This is a genomic window from Pseudomonas sp. SMN11 (assembly GCF_052041945.1).
In the GTDB taxonomy this organism is placed as follows: Bacteria; Pseudomonadota; Gammaproteobacteria; order Pseudomonadales; family Pseudomonadaceae; genus Aquipseudomonas.
Map to the genome: position 1 here is coordinate 1 of NZ_JBKGGW010000005.1, position 15803 is coordinate 15803.

Genomic DNA, 15803 nt, shown 5'->3' on the forward strand with positions numbered 1-15803 from the left:
GGTCGGGCTTGTCATGCAAAAAGCTCCAGTTCAGTCAGTCAATGATCAGGCCGTCGCCAGATGGGCCTGCCGCCGGCCGCTGGCCAGGTGCACGGCCATGGCCAGCGCGGCGATCGCACCGGGGATGGCGAAGGCAATGAAATTGAGTTGCAGCGGCAGGTTGATGCCCATCAGCGCACCGCCGAGCAGCGGGCCGACGATGGCGCCGTTGCGGCCGATGCCCGACGCCCAGCCAAGGCCGGTGGAGCGCACCGACAGGCCGTAGAGCTGGGCAGCACCGGCATACAGCAGGATCTGCGTGCCGATGGTGGTGGCGCCGGCGACGAAGATCAGCAGGTACAGCACCGGCATCGGGCTGTTCACGCCAAGCAGGCTGATCGACAGCGCCGCCGCGATGAAAAAGGCCACCTTGACCTTGACCAGGTTGTACCGGTCGCCCAGCCAGCCGCCAAGAATCGCCCCGGCCATGCCGCCGAAGTTCAGGGCCAACAGGAACGACAGGCTCGACCCGAGGCTGTAGCCGGCGTTGGCCATCAGTTTCGGCAGCCACGAGCTCAGCGCGTAGACCATCAGCAGGCAACAGAAGAACGCCAGCCACAGGGCCAGGGTGCGGATGGCCAGGCCGTTGCGGAACAGTTCCAGCACCGAGCTGCCGCCACCTTTGCGGTCCGCCGCCTGCAGCGCGTCATCCGCCTGCACATCGCAATCCGGGTCCAGGCGCTTGAGCAGCTTGCGCGCTTCATCGGTACGCCCCTGCCGCACCAGAAAGCCGATGGACTCCGGCAGGTAATAGAGGATCGCCGGCAACAGCAGCAGCGGCACGGCAGCGGCAAAGAACATCGACTCCCAGCCAAAGCGCGGCAGCATGAAGATGCCGACACCTGCCGAGAGCATGCCGCCCAGCGAGTAGCCACTGAACATGATCGCCACCAGCGTGCTGCGCACGCGCTTGGGCGCGTATTCGTTCATCAGCGCCACGGCATTGGGCATCAGGCCGCCGCAGCCGAGGCCGGCGATGAAGCGATAGATGCCGAACTCGCTGGGGCTGCTGGCGAAGCCGTTGAGGATGGTCGCCCCGGAAAACAAGGCAAAACAGATGGCGATCCCTTTCTTGCGCCCGATGCGGTCGGCCAAGCTGCCGAACGCCAGGGCGCCGAACATCATGCCGAACAGCGCGTAGCTGCCCAGCGCACCGGCCTGCAACGGGGTCAGGCCCCACTCTTTCATGATCACCGGCAGTACCACGCCGTAGATGAACAGATCGTAGCCGTCGAAGATCAGCAGCAGGCCGCACAGGGCCATGACCATCCAGTGGAACGGTGTGAAGCGGGCGTTATCGATGATCGGGTGTACGTCAAGGGTTCGCATGGCATCTGTCTCTCTTGTTGTTGTTTTGGAGGAACGCTTTGCCTCGGGACTATGCATGGAGAGGATTCAGCCGAGATCACCGCCCCCCACCGGCAGGGTCACGCCAGTGATGTAGGAGGCCTCGTCGGAAGCCAGGAAGAGGATCGCGCCGACCTGCTCGTCGATGCTGCCGTAGCGGCGCATCAGGCTGCTGTCGAGGGTCTGGTCGACGATCTGCTGGTACCAGGCCTTGTCCTGCTCGCTCTGTTCGCTGTTGTTACGCGGCACCCGGCGCGGGGGCGCCTCGGTACCGCCGGGGGCGGTGGCGTTGACGCGGATGCCGCGGCCGGCGGTTTCGAAGGCCAGGCACGCGGTGAGCGCGTTGACGCCGCCCTTGGCCGCGCCGTATGGCACGCGGTTGACCCCACGGGTGGCGATCGACGAGACGTTGACGATGGCGCCGCTGCCGCGTTCGAGCATGTACGGCAGCGCCGCGTGGCAGCACCACAGAGTCGGGAACAGCGAGCGGCGTACTTCGGCCTCGATCTGGTCCACTTCATAGTGCTCGAAGGGCTTGGCCCAGATGGTGCCGCCGACGTTGTTGACCAGGATGTCGAGGCGGCCGAAGGTTTCCACCGCCGTGGCCATGACCCGGGCGCAATCGGCATGCAGTTCGAGGTCGGCGGTGAGGGTCAGCATGCCCTCCCCGGCCAGTTCGTGGACCAGCTCGGAACGGTCCACCGCCACCACCTGCGCACCTTCGGCCTTGAGCCGCCAGCACACGCCACGGCCAATGCCTTGGGCGGCGCCGGTGACCAGTGCGACTTTGCCTTGGAATCTTGCATTCATCTGCATCTCTCCAATTCAACGCAGCTCCTGTGGGAGCGGGCGTGCCCGCGAATGCACCCGACCAGACGCAGTTGTTGAACCTGCGAGCCTCTTCGCGGGCATGCCTGCTCCCACAAGGGCGGCGTTTTGCTTCGGAATAAAAGGAGGCCACCGTCACCCGCACGATGGCGGCGGCCCCAAGGAACCTCAGGCCGCGGCCGCCGCGAACTTCTCGTAGTAGAAGTTCGCCGGGTTGATGTCCTGATCGCGCAGGTACTGGCTGACTGCTTCGACCATCGGCGGCGGCCCGCACAGGTACACATCGACGTCACCATCATTGAGGTGCTGCGGCGCGATGTGCTGGGTCACATAGCCCTTCTGCGGGTACTGGCTGTCGGGGTTGGCCACGCAGGCGCTGAAGGTGAAGTTGGCGATGCGTGCGGTCAGCGCCTGCAGGCGGTCCAGCTCGACCAGGTCGTAATCGTTGGTCACCCCGTAAATCAGGTGAAGCGGGTGTTCGCTGCCCTGCTCGGCAATCTTTTCCAGCATCGCCGTGAACGGTGCCAGGCCCGTACCACCGGCCAGCAGCAACAGCGGGCGCTGGATCGGCCGTAGGTAGAAGCTGCCCAGCGGGCCGGCCAGGCTCATGTTGTCGCCGGCCTTGGCCAGGCTGGTAAGGAAGCTGCTCATCAGCCCGCCCGGTACGTTGCGGATGAGGAAGCTGACCTCGCCGTCTTTCTGCAGCGAGCTGAAGGAATAGGCGCGGCTCTGGTCGCTACCCGGCACCTTGAGATTCACGTACTGCCCCGGCAGGAACGCCAGGCGGCTCAGTGCCTCGCCCTTGATCGACAAGGCGATGGTGCTGGCCGAGAGTTGGCGGACATCGCTGATGGCGGCCTCGAAGCTGGCCTGTTCGGTCTTGCACAGCTGCGACGACGCCGGGATGCGCACCACGCAGTCGCTTTCGGCGCGCATCTGGCAGGTCAGTACGTAGCCTTCGGCGATCTCATCGATGCTCAGGGCGTCCTCGATGAAGTTGTCGCCCAAGTCGTAACGCCCGGATTCAGCCTTGCACTTGCAGGTACCGCAGGCGCCGTCGCGGCAGTCCAGCGGGATGTTGATGCCCTGGCGGTAGGCGGCGTCGGCCACGGTTTCATGGCCGCTGGCCTCGATGAAGCGGGTCACCCCGTCTTCGAAATTAAGCGCAATCTGGAAGCTCATGTTGCACCTCGCGGGCGAGCCTGCCCTTAGCGCGCCAAATGGCACACCGGGCGGCTCGCGTTACCTCGGATCAGATGTGGTAGATGTCGATGACCTGACGCACGTAGTCGTTTTTCAGCACCACCTTCTTGGCCTTGATCAGCGGCTGCTCGCCGCGTAGGTCGAGGGTGTAGAAACTGGTGCCGAAGTAGCTGTCGGTGGTCTTGTAGCGGAAGCTCAGGGTGTGCCAGTTGAAGCGCACCAGGCAGCTGCCTTCGCTTTGCTCGACGATCTCGATATTGCTGATGTTGTGCGAGGTGCGGGTGTCCGGCACGGTCGCACTGGAGCGCTCGGTCTTGATGCGGAACACGCGGTCTTCGAGGCCGCCACGGTTGCCGTACCAGATCAGCGAGATTTCGCTCTGCGGATCGATGGTCAGGGTATCGTCATCGTCCCAGGACGGCATCCAGAAGGTCGCGTCGCTGGCGTACAGCTCCAGCCACTGGTCCCATTGGGCATCATCCAGGTAGCGCGCCTCGCGGTAGAGGAAGTCGCGCACGGTGTCATGCAGGCTCATTGCACGGCCTCCACCGGGATCAACTGGGTTTCCTGTTGAAGCTCCTGTTTCAGCGCTTTGATCATGGTGTCCTGCCAGTACTTGTGCTGCAGCACGAACAGGCCTTCGTCCTCGGTGCGCACGCCCGACAGCAGCGGCTTGAGTTCGATTTCCCTGGCGGTCTCATCGGCACCTTCGACCCAGTGCTGCGCGCCACGGGACATGTCGTTCCAGCCCGTACCGCCGCCGTAGCCGGTCTGGCAGGAGCGGAACTCTTCGAGGTCGTCCGGGGTGGCCATGCCGCTGACGTTGAAAAAGTCTTCGTACTGGCGGATGCGCTTGGCCCGGGCATCGGCGCTCTCGCCTTTCGGCGCGATGCAGTAGATGGTGATTTCGGTCTTGTTCACCGAAATCGGCCGGGCGATGCGGATCTGCGAACTGAACTGGTCCATCAGGTAGACGTTGGGGTACAGGCACAGGTTGCGCGAGTTTTCGATCATCCAGTCGGCGCGGGCCTGGCCGAAGTCGGCGGCCAGCTGGTCGCGGCGCTCGAAGGCCGGGCGGTCTTCGGGGTTGGCCCAGCGGGTCCACAGCAGCAGGTGGCCGTGGTCGAAGGAATAGAAGCCACCGCCCTGCTTGGCCCAGGCGCCGGCGCTCATGGTCTTGATCTCGTCGCCCGCTTCGCGCTGCTTGCGCTGGTTCTGGGTGGCGGCGTAGTTCCAGTGCACGGAGCTGACGTGGTAGCCATCAGCGCCATTCTCGGCGGTGAGCTTCCAGTTGCCCTCGTAGATGTACGAGCTGGCACCGCGCAGCACTTCCAGGCCTTCCGGGGACTGGTCGACGATCATGTCGATGATCTTGGCGGACTCGCCGAGGTGCTCGACCAGCGGCTTGACGTCGGCATTCAGGCTGCCGAACAGGAAGCCACGGTACGACTCGAAGCGGGCAACCTTGGTCAGGTCGTGGGAGCCGTCACAGTTGAAGCTGTCGGGGTAGCCGGCGTTGCTCGGGTCTTTGACCTTGAGCAGCTTGCCGCTATTGTTGAAGGTCCAGCCGTGGAACGGGCAGGTGTAGCTTGCGCGGTTGCCGCGCTTGTGCCGGCAGAGCATGGCGCCGCGGTGGCTGCAGGCGTTGAGGAAGGCATTGAGGTCCCCGTCCTTGTTGCGCGCGATGAAGATCGGCTGGCGCCCCATGGTCAGGGTGAGAAAGTCGTTTTTCTCGGGGATCTGGCTTTCATGGGCCAGGTAAATCCAGTTGCCCTCGAAGATCTGCTTCATCTCCAGGTCGAACAGGCGCGGGTCGGTGAACATCTCGCGTTTGCAGCGATAGACGCCGGTTTCACGGTCGTCCTCAAGCATGGCATTGAGGTAGTCGAATCCCAGGGACATGGCCAGGGTCTCCATTGTTATTGTTCAGACCGGGTCAGGTTAGGGTTTGCCCTGGGGTGGCAATATCCATCGTGTGCAGAGTGCTATCCGTTTTGTGCAATTATCGGCGCGATAGCATTTATCCATTGAACAGTGCACATTGCCTGAAGTAAGCTCGGGTTCATTCACTGGAGAGCAACATGCCAAAACACACCCGCAACCACGCCAACCACACCGGTCGCACCCTGCGCCTTGTGCTGGCCGTTGCCGGCTGCCAGGCTGCTGCCAGCTATTACTTTGGGTATTGGTTTAGCCACTAGGCGCCGATACCCACCCGGCGCCCACCTTCGAGGGGCCGCCGAACATGAGAATACTCAAACCCCCGGTCGGCTCCCCGACCGGGGGTTTTGCTTTTCAGGCCATTGCACTTTTACCGATTCGAACTGAGGACAGATTCATGAACTACGCCACTTATTACTACGCAAGCAACTATGCCTGGCGATTTAGCCAATCCCGTTCGGGCCAGCCTGCCGCCTCCGATCGGTCCATCACCGGTGGCAATGCTGCAGACAATCAATCAACGAATAGTCGAACACCTCGATAGGGCCGACCGCGCGGGCCAGAACCCGCCGTCCGCCCAGGGAACATACGCCATGCAAGCCTCGAACCTCGCTCTGCCCCTGACCCAACCGCTCGCTGCCAACACCACCGTCAGCCAGCGCCTGCCCAGCCCGCACCTGCTCAAGCAGCAGATGCCGCTGTCCACCGAACTCGCCCAGCAAGTCCACAGCCACCGCCAGGCCATCCGCGCCATTCTCGAAGGCCGCGATGAGCGCCTGCTGGTGATTGTCGGCCCGTGCTCGATCCACGACCCCCGTTCGGCCCTGGAATACGCCGACCGCCTGGCCGCCCTCAGCCGCGAAGTCGATGACAAGCTGCTGCTGGTGATGCGCGCCTACGTGGAAAAACCCCGCACCACGGTGGGCTGGAAAGGCCTGGCCTACGACCCGCACCTCGATGGCAGTGACGACATGCACGCCGGCATCGCCCTGTCCCGCGGTTTGATGCTGAGCATGATCGAACGCGGCCTGCCGATCGCCACCGAGCTGCTGCAACCGATGGCCGCCGGCTACTTCGATGACCTGCTGGGCTGGGCGGCGATTGGCGCACGCACCACCGAATCGCAGATTCACCGGGAAATGGTCAGCGGTCTGGAGCTCCCGGTCGGTTTCAAGAACGGCACCGACGGCGGCGTCGGCATCGCTTGTGACGCCATGCGCAGCGCAGCGGCCCCGCACCGCCACTTCGGCATGGATGCACAGGGCTACCCGGCGATCATCGAAACCCTGGGCAACCCGGACACCCATCTGGTATTGCGCGGCGGCCACAAGGGCCCGAACTACGATGCCGCCAGCATCGCCTTGGCCCGCCAAGGGCTGGCCAAGGCCGGCTTGCAGGCACGCATCGTGGTCGACTGCAGCCATGCCAACAGCGGCAAGGACCCTGCCCGCCAGCCCGCCGTGTTCAAGGACGTGCTGGCCCAGCGCCTGGCCGGTGACCGCTCGCTGGTCGGCGTGATGTTCGAAGGCCATCTGTTCGATGGCTGCCAGACCCTGGGCAAGGGCGCGCTGAAATACGGCGTGTCGATCACCGATGGCTGCCTGGGCTGGAGCGCGACCGATACCCTGTTGCGCGAGGCCGCAGCCTGTCTGTGAAGTGCCTACAGCAAGCCTGGCGAGACATGAGCCGATCAAGTGCGCTAGGCTTGCCGTTTTCACCCCCCAAGGAGCAGTACCCATGGCACGCGCCACCGCCCGTCACATCCTCGTCGCCACTGAAGACAAGTGCAACGAACTGAAAGCCCAGATCGAAGCCGGTGCCGACTTCGCTGAAATCGCCAAGGCCAACTCCACCTGCCCGTCCAGCCGTCAAGGCGGTGACCTGGGCTCGTTCGGCCCAGGCCAGATGGTCAAGGAATTCGACACCGTGGTGTTCAGCGCGCCGGTCAACACCGTACAGGGCCCGGTGAAGACCCAGTTCGGCTACCACCTGCTGGAAGTGACCAGCCGCCAGGACTAAGTCATCGAATCCGATGACTATCCCTGTGGGAGCGGGCTTGCCCGCGAATAGGCCAGAACAGACCACGAGGTTGCCTGAGCGGACCTATTCGCGGGCAAGCCCGCTCCCACTAGTCATTCTTGGGGTCGTGCTTTTGTGCATGGGCTGGATGGCCCAAGCCGCACCCACCCACGCTCTGACTGTCTACGGCGAAGCCCCCCGCTACAGCGAAACCTTCCGCCATTTCGACTACGCCAACCCCGACGCCCCCAAGGGCGGCCTGATGCGCCGCTCGGCCATCGAGATCGGCCAGTTCGACCATATCCTGCCCTACATCGACAAAGGCATCGGCGTCAGCGAGGTCGATGGCTGGCTGTATGCGCCCCTGGCGCAACGCTCGTTCGATGAACCCTACACCGTTTACGGCCTGATCGCCCGGCGCATGGAACGTGGCCCGGACGACGCCTGGCTGCGCTTCGAGATCGACCCCAAGGCAACCTTCGCCGATGGCAAGCCGGTGCGCGCCGAAGACGTGCGCTTCAGCTTCGACAAACTCATGGCCGAAGGCAGCCTCAAGTACCGCACCCAGTTCGCAGAAGTCACCGGCGTCACGGTCGAAGGCCCGCTGCAGGTGCGCTTCGACTTCAAACAGCCCCATGGCCGCACACTGGCGCTGGACCTGGCCAGCCTGCCAGTACTGCCCGAGCACGACTGGGCCAACCGCGACTTCGCCAACGGCGCCGGCTTCGACAAGCCGGTCGGCAGCGGCCCGTATCGTATCGGGCGCATCGACAACGGACGCAGCATCACCTTCGAACGTGACCCCAACTGGTGGGCCAAGGACCTGCCGGTCAACCGCGGGCGCTACAACTTCGAGCGCATCCGCATCGAGTATTTCGGCGACACCGAAGTGGCGCGCCAAGTGCTCAAGGGTGGCGGATACGACTACAACCGCGAGTTTTCCGCCACCGCTTACACATTGGGCTACAACGGCGCGCAGCTGGACGATGGCCGCCTGCAACGTGCCCACCTGGGGCCAGCCAAGCCGCAGGCGGCCCAGGGTTTCGTGTTCAACCTGGACAAGCCACAGTTCAAGGACCGCCGTGTGCGCCAGGCACTGGCCATGCTCTGGGACTTCGAGTGGAGCAACCGGCAGATGATGCGCAACATGTACATCCGCCAGCAGAGCGTGTTCTCCAATACCCCACTGGCAGCCCGCGAACTGCCGGATGCGGGCGAGCTCAAGCTGCTCGAGCCGCTGCGCGGCCGGGTACCGGACGAAGTCTTCAACCAGGTGTTCACGGCGCCGGACACCGACGGCTCGGGGATCATTCGCCCGCAACAATTGCAGGCGCTGGCCTTGCTGCAACAGGCCGGCTGGCACCCCGACGGTGATCGCCTGGTCAACGCCCAGGGCGAGCCGCTGGAATTCACCTTCCTCAACGGCCAGTCCGGCATGGAGCGCCTGTTGCTGCCGTGGAAGCGCAACCTGGCGCAGATCGGCATCACCTTGAACATCCGCAACGTCGATTCGGCGCAGTACGTGAACCGGCTGATGGCCCGCGACTACGACATGATCGTCACCGGCTATTCGGTGACCCTGTCGCCAGGCGCCGAGCTGTACAACTACTTCGGCTCGGCCGCTGCCAACGACCCGGGCTCGAACAACCTGATGGTGCTCAAGGACCCGGTGGTGGACCAGTTGATCGACGGCCTGGTACGCGCCGACACCCAGGCCGACATGCTGCACCACGCCCATGCCCTGGACCGGGTGCTGCAATGGAACTACTACTGGATCCCCAACTATTACCCGCCCGGCAGCTCGACAGTGTGGTGGAACCGCTTCGGCCTGCCGAAAACCCAGCCCGCCTTTGACGAAGGCCTGGACAGCTGGTGGGAACTCAGCCCGACCGCACTGACCAACGCGCAGATGGCCGAACGGCAGAAGGCCCAGCCATGACCAGCTACATCCTGCGGCGCCTGCTGCTGATCATCCCGACCTTGCTGGCGATCCTGCTGGTCAACTTCGCCATCGTCCAGGCCGCGCCCGGCGGCCCGGTCGAGCAGGCGGTGGCGCGGCTGCAGGGCCTGGGCGGTGGTGCGCCCGGCTCCCGGGCCGAGGTGGTTCACGGCGAGTCCCGTGCCACCCGTGGCCTGGACCCGAAGCTGATCGAGGAGATCAAGCGCCAGTACGGTTTCGACAAGACCGCCCCGGAGCGCCTGTGGCTGATGCTCGGCCAGTACGCCCGGCTGGACTTCGGCCAGAGCTTCTTCCGCGGTGCCAAGGTCACCGACCTGATTCTCGACAAGCTGCCGGTGACCCTGTCGCTGGGCTTCTGGGCCACGCTGATCACCTACCTGGTGTCGATCCCGCTGGGCATCCGCAAGGCGGTACGCCATGGCAGCCGCTTCGATGCCTGGAGCAGCGCGCTGATCGTGGTCGGCTATGCCCTGCCCTCGTTCCTATTCGCGCTGCTGCTGATCGTGCTGTTCGCCGGCGGTACCTCACTGAACTGGTTCCCGGTACGCGGCCTGGTCTCGGATGATTTCGACCAGCTCAGCCTGCTGGGCAAGGTCGCCGATTACTTCTGGCACCTGGTGCTGCCGGTTGGCGCCTTGGTGATCGGTGGCTTTGCCACCCTCACCCTGCTGACCAAGAACGCTTTCCTTGATGAGATCTCCCGCCAGTACGTAGTCACCGCCCGCGCCAAAGGCCTCAGCGAGCGCCGCGTGCTGTATGGGCATGTGCTGCGCAACGCCATGCTGCTGGTGCTGGCCGGCCTGCCCCAGGCGCTGATCACGGTGTTCTTCGCCGGCTCGTTGCTGATCGAGGTGATCTTCTCCCTCGACGGCCTTGGCCGCATGAGCTACGAAGCTGCAGTGTCACGGGACTACCCGGTGGTGTTCGGCACGCTGTTCATCTTCACCCTGGCCGGCCTGCTGTTCCGCCTGATCGGCGACCTGGCCTTCACCGTACTCGACCCCCGCATCGACTTCGACACGAGGGCGCATTGATGCTGTCGCCGGTTTCGCGTCGTCGCCTGCAGCGTTTTCGCCGCAACCGCCTGGGCTGGGTGTCACTGTGGCTGTTCGCAGGCCTATTGGTGCTGAGCCTCTGCGCCGAGCTGGTAGCCAACGACAAGCCGCTGCTGCTGAGTTACAAGGGCGATTTGTACATGCCGGCGCTCAAGCGCTACAGCGAGCAGCAGTTTGGCGGCCAGTTGCCATTCCAACCGGATTACCGCAGCGCCTATGTGCGCCAGCTGATCGAGGGCCAGGGCGGCTGGATGCTGTTCGCCCCCATCCCGTTCAGCGCCGACACACCCAACTACGACCTGCTGGTGCCCACTCCCAGCCCGCCGAGCGCGAGCAACTGGCTGGGCACCGACGACCAGGGCCGCGACGTGCTGGCGCGGGTGCTGTATGGCACCCGCACCTCGCTGTTGTTCGCCTTTGCCCTGACGGTGATCAGCGTGCTCATCGGCGTCGGTGCCGGCGCGCTGCAAGGCTATTACGGTGGCTGGGTGGACCTGTTCGGGCAGCGCTTGCTGGAGGTGTGGTCGGGGTTGCCGGTGCTGTACCTGCTGATCATCCTCAGTGGCTTTGTCGAGCCGGATTTCTGGTGGTTGCTGGGCATCATGGCGCTTTTTTCGTGGCTGGCCCTGGTCGATGTGGTGCGCGCCGAGTTTCTGCGTGGGCGCAACCTCGAGTACGTGAAGGCAGCGCGTGCCCTTGGACTGTCAGACACCCTGGTGATGCTGCGCCATGTGCTGCCCAATGCGATGAACGCGACGTTCACCTATGTACCGTTCATGCTGACCGGGGCGATCACCACGCTGACGGCGCTGGATTTCCTCGGTTTCGGCATGCCCGCCGGCAGTGCTTCGCTGGGTGAACTGGTGACCCAGGGCAAGCAGCACCTGGAAGCGCCGTGGCTGGGCTTTACCGCGTTCTTTGCCTTGGCGGTGATCTTGTCGCTGCTGGTGTTTATCGGCGATGCCTTGCGTGAGGCGTTCGACCCCAGAGGATAGGTTTCAGGATTTTACCCATGCACGACAGCGACAGCCTCAAGGACTACCCCCAGGTACGGCAACTGGCGATCCGTTCTCTGTTCGAGATCATCGAGCAGTCCAGCGAAGGCACGGTGATCGTCGACCGTGATGCACGCATTGTCTGGATGAACGAACGCTACGCTCGGCGCTTTGGCCTGGCCGATGCCGGCAGCGCGATCGGCCAGCCGTGCGAAGCGGTCATCCCGGGCAGCCTGATGCGCCAGGTGGTGAGCGATGGTCGGCCGATCCTGCTGGACATGCTCGATACCCCCAACGAGCCGCTGGTGGTGATGCGCCTGCCGATCCACGATGCCCAGGGCACCCTGATAGGTGCCATAGGCTTTGCTTTGTTCGAGGAGCTGCGCAACCTGTCGCCCTTGCTCAAGCGCTATTCGAGCATGCAGCAGGAACTGGCCAGCACCCGCTCGCAATTGCGCGCACGCCAGGCCAAGTACAGCTTCGCCCAGTTCGTCGGCAGCAGCCCGGCCAGCCTTGAGGCCAAGCGCCGCGCACGGCGCGGTGCGGGCAGCGATTCGCCGGTGTTGCTGCTGGGCGAGACCGGCACCGGCAAAGAGTTGCTGGCCCATGCCATCCACGCCGCTTCCGCGCGGGCACACAAAGCCTTTGTCAGCATCAACAGTGCGGCGATCCCCGAAACCCTGCTGGAAGCCGAGTTCTTCGGCACCGCGCCTGGCGCTTTTACCGGTGCCGACCGCAAGGGCCGCAGTGGCAAGCTGCAACTGGCCGAGGGTGGCACGCTATTCCTCGACGAGATTGGTGATATGCCCCTGGCGCTACAGAGCAAGCTGCTGCGCGTACTGCAGGAGAAGGAGTACGAGCCGGTCGGCTCGAACCAGATGCTGCGCAGCGATGTGCGCATCATTGCCGCTACCTCTATCGACCTGCAGGCGGCCATGGCCCGCGGGGCATTTCGTGCCGATCTGTACTACCGGCTTAATGTGCTGCCGATCGAAGTGCCGCCGTTACGCGAACGAGTCGAGGACCTGCCGGCGCTGTGCGAAGCGATCCTGGCCGAACTGGGCAGCCAGTACGAGCTGGAGCAGGACGCTCAGGCATTGCTGGCGCGACATGCGTGGCCGGGGAATATTCGTGAGCTGCGCAATGTGCTGGAACGGGCGACGTTGCTGGCTGACCAACCGCGCCTTGGTGTCGCCGACCTGGCGGCGGCTCTGGGGCCGCTGAGCCCGGTCGCGGTTCAGGAACAGCGGGTGAGCTATCGTGATGCGTGTGAGCAGTTCGAGCGTAGGCTGATTGCCGAGGCGTTGGCCGAGCATTCGGGGAATGTGCCAGAAGCAGCCAAAGCGCTGGGGTTGGGGCGCTCGACCTTGTACAAGAAGATGGTTGCCTTCGGTCTCTGATTTGAGACTTGTGTTTCTTTTTTGAGATTACTGCGAGGACTTCGCCCTCGATCGCGGATAAATCCGCTCTTACAGGGGTACGCAGTCTCCTGTAGGAGCGGATTTATCCGCGATGGGCCGCACAGCGGCCCCTGCAATCTCAAAATGGAGACGCAATCATTAGTCAATAACACAAAAATCCATTAATTTCATATAGTTACGTAGTTGGCACGATTCCCGCTATCTCCCGGTCACCCATAACAACAAGACTCACCCAGGAGATCCATCCCGATGACCGTGCTCATCGCTCTCGCCGCTCTGGCCCTGCTGATGCTTGCCGCCTACCGTGGTTACAGCGTGATCCTCTTCGCCCCCATCGCCGCCCTCGGCGCCGTCCTGCTTACCGACCCGGCCGCCGTGGCCCCCGCTTTCACCGGGGTGTTCATGGAGAAGATGGTCGGTTTCATCAAGCTGTACTTCCCGGTGTTCCTGCTCGGTGCCGTGTTCGGCAAGCTCATCGAGCTGTCCGGCTTCTCGCGCTCGATCGTCGCCGCCGCCATCCGGCTGCTTGGCACTCGCCAGGCGATGCTGGTGATCGTGCTGGTCTGCGCCCTGCTCACCTACGGCGGCGTGTCGCTGTTCGTGGTGGTGTTCGCGGTTTATCCGTTCGCCGCCGAGATGTTCCGCCAGAGCGACATCCCCAAACGCCTGATCCCGGCGACCATCGCCCTGGGCGCGTTCTCGTTCACCATGGATGCCCTGCCCGGCACCCCGCAGATCCAGAACATCATCCCCAGCACCTTCTTCAACACCACCGCCTGGGCAGCGCCGTGGCTGGGGTTGATCGGCACGCTGTTCGTGTTCTGCACTGGCATGCTCTACCTGCAGCGCCAGCGCAACAAGGCCCAGCATGCGGGTGAAGGCTACGGCAGCAACCTGCGCAACGAGCCTGAAACCGCCGCCGACCTGGCCCTGCCCAACCCCTGGCTGGCACTGTCGCCCCTGGTGCTGGTTGGGGTGATGAACCTGCTGTTCACCCACTGGATCCCGCAGTGGTATGGCCTCAGCCACACCCTGCAACTGCCGGGCATGAGCGCGCCGGTCAACAGCGACGTGGCCAAGCTCACGGCGATCTGGGCGGTGCAGGCAGCCCTGCTGGTGGGCATCCTGATGGTACTGGTGTGTGCCTTCGGGGTGATCCGCGAACGCCTGGCCGAGGGCACCAAGAGTGCAGTCGGTGGCGCCCTGCTGGCGGCCATGAACACTGCATCAGAGTATGGCTTTGGTGCCGTGATCGCTTCGCTGCCGGGCTTTCTGGTGCTGGCCGACGCGCTGCGCGGGATTCCCAACCCGCTGGTCAACGAAGCGATCACCGTGACCTTGCTGGCCGGTATCACCGGCTCCGCCTCGGGCGGCATGAGCATCGCCCTGGCGGCCATGAGCGACAGCTTCATCGCAGCGGCCCATGCCGCCAACATACCCCTCGAAGTGCTGCACCGGGTGGCCGCGATGGCCAGCGGCGGCATGGACACCCTGCCGCACAACGGCGCGGTGATCACCTTGCTGGCCGTGACCGGGCTGACCCACCGCGAAGCTTACAAAGACATTTTCGGTATTACCCTGATCAAGACCCTGGCGGTATTCGTGGTCATTGCCACGTTCTACGCCACTGGCATCGTCTAAGGAGTTTCTGCATGACTTTGAAAGGCAAGACGGCACTCGTCACCGGCTCCACCAGCGGCATCGGCCTGGGCATCGCCCAGGTGCTGGCCCGCGCCGGGGCGAACATTGTGCTCAACGGTTTCGGCGATCCGTCGCCGGCAGTGGCAGAGATCGCCAGCCACGGCGTAAAGGTGGTCCACCACCCGGCGGACCTGTCCGATGTGGCGCACATCGAAGCGCTTTTCGCAACGGCCGAGCGCGAGTCCGGCGGCGTCGACATCCTGGTCAGCAACGCTGGCATCCAGCACGTGGCGCCGGTGGAGCAGTTCCCGCTGGAAAGCTGGGACAAGATCATCGCCCTCAACCTCTCGGCCGTGTTCCACGGCACCCGCCTGGCCCTGCCCGGCATGCGCGCGCGCAACTGGGGGCGCATCATCAACATCGCCTCGGTGCACGGGCTGGTCGGTTCCACCGGCAAGGCGGCCTACGTGGCGGCCAAGCACGGCGTGGTCGGGTTGACCAAAGTGGTGGGGCTGGAAACTGCCACCAGCAACGTCACCTGCAACGCCATCTGCCCAGGGTGGGTGCTAACCCCGCTGGTGCAGAAACAGATCGACGATCGTGCTGCCAACGGCGTCGATCCGCAGCAAGCGCAGCACGATCTGCTGGCGGAGAAGCAACCTTCACTGGCCTTCGTCACCCCCGAACACCTCGGTGAGCTGGTACTATTCCTGTGCAGCGAGGCCGGTAGCCAGGTTCGCGGCGCCGCCTGGAACGTCGATGGTGGCTGGTTGGCCCAGTGACGGGCGGCCTGGGCCTGGCAACGGTCTTGCCCTCGTCTACCTGCAAGGAGGCCCTATGCGCCCAACCCCAATGACCGCGATCTTCGCCCTGACTCTGGCCGCAGCCGCTCCGGCGATGGCCGCCAGCCTCAAGGACGTCGCGCCCTATCCCGAGGCGGAAAAAGGCTTCACCCGGCAGGTCATCCACCTGCCGGCGCAAACCGATGAATCAGCCCACAAGCTGGAAATCCTGGCCGGCAAGACGCTGGAAGTGGACTGCAACCGCCAGCGCCTGGCCGGCAGCCTACAAGAACACACCCTCGAAGGCTGGGGCTACAGCTACTACCGCCTGGACAAGGTCGGTGGGCCAGCCAGCACGCTGATGGCCTGCCCGGATGGCAAGAAGACCCAGGCCTTCGTGCCGGTGGTCGGTGAAGGCTTCATGGTGCGCTACAACAGCAAGCTGCCTGTCGTGGTGTATGTGCCAAAGGGTGTCGAAGTGCGTTATCGCGTGTGGTCGGCATCGGAAGAGGTGCAAAAGGCTAAAGTGGAGTAAGTCACCCCGAGGGCCCTTCACGGGCCCTCAACCCCAA

The 15803-nt window shown here is 64.1% G+C and carries 14 protein-coding genes; 9 read left to right on the forward strand and 5 right to left on the reverse strand.

The annotated features are described in order from the left end of the window. Window positions 1-45: 45 nt before the first annotated feature. From ACLEJU_RS06910 to benA, 5 genes are all read right to left on the reverse strand, one after another. Window positions 46-1368, reverse strand: coding sequence for an MFS transporter (locus ACLEJU_RS06910; RefSeq protein WP_435424258.1), 1323 nt, complete (start codon window positions 1366-1368; stop codon window positions 46-48). Window positions 1369-1434: 66 nt separating this feature from the next. Beyond that, complete coding sequence (locus tag ACLEJU_RS06915) at window positions 1435-2196, reverse strand: 1,6-dihydroxycyclohexa-2,4-diene-1-carboxylate dehydrogenase (protein WP_435424257.1); 762 nt, start codon at window positions 2194-2196, stop codon at window positions 1435-1437. A 186-nt stretch (window positions 2197-2382) separates the two neighbouring features. Continuing rightward, window positions 2383-3396, reverse strand: a complete 1014-nt coding sequence (gene benC, locus ACLEJU_RS06920) for a benzoate 1,2-dioxygenase electron transfer component BenC (protein ID WP_435424256.1) — start codon at window positions 3394-3396, stop codon at window positions 2383-2385. A gap of 70 nt (window positions 3397-3466) precedes the next feature. Further along, window positions 3467-3952 carry a benzoate 1,2-dioxygenase small subunit gene (benB, locus tag ACLEJU_RS06925; RefSeq protein WP_435424255.1) on the reverse strand — a complete coding sequence of 162 codons (486 nt, stop codon included), beginning with the start codon at window positions 3950-3952 and terminating at the stop codon, window positions 3467-3469. Then, window positions 3949-5319, reverse strand: coding sequence for a benzoate 1,2-dioxygenase large subunit (gene benA, locus ACLEJU_RS06930; protein ID WP_435424254.1), 1371 nt, complete (start codon window positions 5317-5319; stop codon window positions 3949-3951). Before benA ends, benB begins: the two co-directional genes overlap by 4 nt. A gap of 632 nt (window positions 5320-5951) precedes the next feature. Here benA and ACLEJU_RS06935 point away from each other — a divergent pair. The 9 genes from ACLEJU_RS06935 to eco all read left to right on the forward strand — a co-directional run bounded on the left by ACLEJU_RS06935 (window position 5952) and on the right by eco (window position 15766). Continuing rightward, window positions 5952-7013, forward strand: coding sequence for a 3-deoxy-7-phosphoheptulonate synthase (locus ACLEJU_RS06935; RefSeq protein ID WP_435424253.1), 1062 nt, complete (start codon window positions 5952-5954; stop codon window positions 7011-7013). Window positions 7014-7095: 82 nt separating this feature from the next. Beyond that, entirely contained in the window at window positions 7096-7377 is a 282-nt protein-coding gene (locus tag ACLEJU_RS06940) for a peptidylprolyl isomerase (RefSeq protein ID WP_054884552.1), read from the forward strand. Between the two features lie 13 nt (window positions 7378-7390). Continuing rightward, window positions 7391-9316: an extracellular solute-binding protein gene (locus ACLEJU_RS06945; protein WP_435424252.1), complete on the forward strand. Its 1926-nt coding sequence runs from the start codon at window positions 7391-7393 to the stop codon at window positions 9314-9316. Next, window positions 9313-10371, forward strand: coding sequence for a microcin C ABC transporter permease YejB (locus ACLEJU_RS06950; RefSeq protein ID WP_400729105.1), 1059 nt, complete (start codon window positions 9313-9315; stop codon window positions 10369-10371). Before ACLEJU_RS06945 ends, ACLEJU_RS06950 begins: the two co-directional genes overlap by 4 nt. After that, window positions 10371-11387: an ABC transporter permease gene (locus ACLEJU_RS06955; protein ID WP_110638020.1), complete on the forward strand. Its 1017-nt coding sequence runs from the start codon at window positions 10371-10373 to the stop codon at window positions 11385-11387. Before ACLEJU_RS06950 ends, ACLEJU_RS06955 begins: the two co-directional genes overlap by 1 nt. Window positions 11388-11404: 17 nt before the next feature. Continuing rightward, window positions 11405-12787 carry a sigma-54 interaction domain-containing protein gene (locus ACLEJU_RS06960; protein WP_435424251.1) on the forward strand — a complete coding sequence of 461 codons (1383 nt, stop codon included), beginning with the start codon at window positions 11405-11407 and terminating at the stop codon, window positions 12785-12787. Window positions 12788-13057: 270 nt separating this feature from the next. After that, on the forward strand, window positions 13058-14449 hold the full coding sequence (locus ACLEJU_RS06965) for a GntP family permease (protein WP_435424250.1): 1392 nt from the start codon (window positions 13058-13060) through the stop codon (window positions 14447-14449). Between the two features lie 11 nt (window positions 14450-14460). Continuing rightward, window positions 14461-15231, forward strand: coding sequence for a 3-hydroxybutyrate dehydrogenase (hbdH, locus tag ACLEJU_RS06970; protein ID WP_435424249.1), 771 nt, complete (start codon window positions 14461-14463; stop codon window positions 15229-15231). Between the two features lie 55 nt (window positions 15232-15286). Continuing rightward, window positions 15287-15766 carry a serine protease inhibitor ecotin gene (eco, locus tag ACLEJU_RS06975; RefSeq protein ID WP_435424248.1) on the forward strand — a complete coding sequence of 160 codons (480 nt, stop codon included), beginning with the start codon at window positions 15287-15289 and terminating at the stop codon, window positions 15764-15766. The last annotated feature ends 37 nt before the right edge of the window (window positions 15767-15803 follow it).